The 358-nt window shown below is 33.0% G+C and carries 1 protein-coding gene; it reads right to left on the bottom strand.

The genetic code is table 11. The annotated features are described in order from the left end of the window. Positions 1 to 358 (bottom strand): MSCRAMM family protein (locus ACLBWW_RS28640; RefSeq protein ID WP_447614409.1); only part of this gene is annotated, 358 nt, incomplete at both ends.

Genomic DNA, 358 nt, shown 5'->3' with positions numbered 1-358 from the left:
TGTTACGCCTTCTAATAACGCGCCACTTTCTTTGTCCACTTTTGTAATTTCTGCTGAACCTTTATCTAACAGTTCGTTCTCTACTTTCAATGATAAGACTTTCGTCATACCTTTTGTAATTTCAAATGATACTGGTTTTTCTAGCTTTTTATAACCTGGTAAACTTTCTACCTCTACTAATTTGTAACTTCCTACAGATAGATCTGAAATGTTTGCTTTTCCTTCTTTATCTGTTGTTACTTTCGTTACTACTTTACCTTTTTCATCTTGTACTTCGAAAACTACGCCTTCTAATGCTTTCTGACTGTCTTTATCTACTTTTGTAATTTCTACTGAACCTTTATCTACTAGTTCATTC

This window comes from Bacillus sp. M5A3_1b (genome assembly GCF_053345335.1).
Note: the sequence above shows the minus strand (reverse complement) of the source record. Positions and strands in the feature narration are given on the sequence as shown.